Origin of the sequence: Microcystis sp. M090S1 (assembly GCF_020246295.1) — a bacterium.
GTDB classification, from domain to species: domain Bacteria; phylum Cyanobacteriota; class Cyanobacteriia; order Cyanobacteriales; family Microcystaceae; genus Microcystis; species Microcystis aeruginosa.
The window spans coordinates 1-2837 of the sequence record NZ_JADBTF010000008.1; the positions used below are offsets into that span (position 1 = coordinate 1).

The following is a 2837-nucleotide window of genomic DNA, read 5'->3' on the forward strand; positions in this document are numbered from 1 at the left end:
AAACGCCTTGGGAGAGTCCGGCCTCTGGATTTTCAGTGGAGACATTGAGAATCTAAGCTGTCTCGTTGAACAAGGAATTTCCGATAGTGATAGGTCAAGAATCCCCCGTCACAGCGTAGCTTGACGGTGGGAGTATGTCAAATTTTGCTGAGAATACGCTGGACTATATCCATTCCTGTGAAGGCTTGCCAGCCAAAAAGACCTAAAATGACGGCATTAAGGGTAATATGGGTGATTCTGGCCAATTCATTGCCTTTTTGCATTAAAGGTACTAAAGCGGCACTGATCGAGATTAAACCCACCATCCCTAAACCCGCCAGCAGATGGGGACCGACAAATAATTTACCGTTATTAATATAAGTCACCGCCATACCCCCGATCGTCCCCAAGACCATTAAAGCGAGGATTAGGGAGCCAATTTGATAGTGTTTAGTGCGAAAATCCTTGGGCAATAATTCTTTTTTTAGGTCTTTATCTGCTGTACGCGTCCGTCGCCATTGTAGCCCCGAATAGAGGGCATAGATAGTTAATCCTAATAAAATCCACATGAGAATGGGATGGCCAAATTGTGACCAAGTTTTTACGGCACTGGGAATCTCGAAGTTCATAGTTGTCTGTTCTCATCAAAGATCGCTTCTTAATAAAAATTAACATGAATCGCTCACTCTTCCTTATTTTTCGGGTCATTAGACTTGTCAGACTAGATCAGCAAGATAGCTCACCATCACCACTACTCGCCACTCCCCGCTCTCCTATAGCTTTTAAAGAGGATTTAGTAAGAATAATGCCAGAAGCGGCAAAACTAAGGTTTCAACCTAGACGCGGTTTAGTGATAATTCTTTGACAATAGAGTTGAATTCCTTGCAGCTTGGCTAGGGAGAATTTTGGTTTAATGGGAAGGATCAGTAAAGACATAAAACTCATCCGCAGCAAGCGATAAACAAGGATAGTTAAAGTCGTATGTTTTTCGAGACTGAGAAGATAACTATAGATATTATGAGTTAGTCTTAGATAACCATAGCGACGGGTGATAGAAGATGGTTCATGAATGATTTTAATCTGATTGGTAACAACAACTAAATAGCCTTGATTTGCGTATCTTCGGGAAAAATCAAAGTCTTCGTAGTAGAGAAAGTAATCGGGATCGAAATGGGGACAAGTGGAAAAATTAGAGAAATTAATTAATAAACTGCATCCCGTCACCCAGTCGGGAATAAGGTAGGGTTTATCTCCATAGTCTAAGGATTCCTCCACCACGTTAATTGTGCCGATTTTGGCATTAAATTTTCCCCAACCAAACCAGATTTTACCATCCGGTTCGTAAATTTCTGTACCAGCGATGGCAACTTCCGGATATTGCTGAAAAAATTTGCTTGCTTTCTCCAGAGAGTCCGGTAATAAGTAAGCGTCAGGATTAACTAACCAAACGATAGCTTTTCTGTCTTGCTGATAAATCCAATCAAGTCCCAGATTACATCCTTTCCCAAATCCTAAATTTTCCCCCGCTTCAATAATCTTGACTCTTTGCGCTGCTAAAGATTGGATATTTTTATCTTCAATGGAATTGTTAACAATGATGAGAGTAGCAGATAAGTCATCGTCGAAGGAAGCGATTAAACGCTTAATTAATTCCGCGCAATTGTAGTTAACGGTCAATAGATAAATCATTACAGATAAAAGGTAGAGAATTACTTTTTCTGAAGACGACAGAGATTAAAATTTTCGATTTTGGTGGGAAATGGTTGACAACTTTGGAAATCAATAACGAGATTTTCCTTCGCTAAATCCTCCACTATATCAGGCGATTTTTTATTAAAGTCTGTCTGGAGAATGTAGAGAGATTCTGGGGGAGTATTAGCAATAAATGTCTCGGCATTTTTTCGCATTAAAGTTCCCTCACTGACTCCAGTATTGCCTTTGAGTCTCACAAAACGAGTCGAAGCGGGAAAATAAGGGACGATAAAAGATGTTCCTTCATCTCCCCAGATAACAATCGTGGAATTTTCGTAGGGTTTTAATGCTTGACTATCGATACCAAAATAATGATCTGACCATCCCATTCTCCACCAATCCATCGGTTTAACCGTAGTGACAATTAAGGAAAATATTACCAAGTTTATGATTAATAATGGTTTCTTGCGAGGATAAAGATAGGCAATAATCAAAATAATTAAAGTGGGAGTGATTAATTCTAATGGCATCAGATAACGATAGATAGAAAATCCCACTAACCAAATAGAGTAAGCGGTCAGAGAAAAAGGCAGTAAAAACCCTAAAACTGCACCGTGGGTTAAGTCAGGTTCAGAAGATAGATTGCGCTTAGAAATAACACGAAAAATAATCACTACTATTAGTAAAATTATCAATAAATAGGTTATAGCTAATCGGCTATCTTGGAAAGGAACCTCAGATACAAGAGTTTGTCTCTGGATAAAATAAACAGGATAAAACAACCATTGCCAGATATCTTTAGGCAAATATTGTATCCCTTTAAAATTGTAGTCGGTTTCGATATAAGGAGATTGAAATATTTTATTATAGAAGGGAAAAAGAGGATTAGCAAACTTTGTCCACATTAGGATAATCCAATAACCAGCAGTGAGACTAAAACCCACGGCCATTGAGAGAATTGATAGAATTAAATTGCGTAACTTTTCTGACCAAGAATTAGGTAAAAAATTAATAGCTACCAAAAAGCTAATACTATATAAAGCATTGGTTAATTTCAACCCCGTTGCTAATCCTAGTAAGAGTCCAGCTAAAAGAATATTTTTAGAGGGAATTGGCAGATTTTTCCCTAAACTACTAACTATAAAAAATAATCCTCCCAGAACGAA

General features: G+C 38.2%; 3 protein-coding genes and 1 pseudogene. 1 reads left to right on the top strand and 3 read right to left on the bottom strand.

Annotated elements, in window-relative coordinates; translation table 11 throughout:
• Nucleotides 1-124 (top strand): annotated as a pseudogene (locus IM477_RS00310) (zinc ribbon domain-containing protein); the annotation flags it as partial.
• 13 nt (nt 125-137) lie between these two features.
• Here IM477_RS00310 and IM477_RS00315 read toward each other — a convergent pair.
• The 3 genes from IM477_RS00315 to IM477_RS00325 all read right to left on the bottom strand — a co-directional run.
• A complete protein-coding gene (locus IM477_RS00315; protein WP_287729973.1) occupies nt 138-608 on the bottom strand; it encodes a DUF4079 domain-containing protein in 471 nt (156 codons plus the stop codon).
• Between the two features lie 202 nt (nt 609-810).
• Nucleotides 811-1668, bottom strand: coding sequence for a glycosyltransferase (locus IM477_RS00320; protein ID WP_287729976.1), 858 nt, complete (start codon nt 1666-1668; stop codon nt 811-813).
• Nucleotides 1669-1688: 20 nt separating this feature from the next.
• Nucleotides 1689-2837, bottom strand: a 1149-nt coding sequence (locus IM477_RS00325) for a glycosyltransferase 87 family protein (protein WP_287729977.1), incomplete at its 5' end; no start/stop codon positions are given.

What these genes read in the sequence shown, in the direction of transcription:
- IM477_RS00315 (WP_287729973.1), bottom strand. Translation starts at nt 608, where the DNA reads ATGAACTTCGAGATTCCCAGTGCCGTAAAAACTTGGTCACAATTTGGC.
- IM477_RS00320 (WP_287729976.1), bottom strand. Translation starts at nt 1,668, where the DNA reads ATGATTTATCTATTGACCGTTAACTACAATTGCGCGGAATTAATTAAG.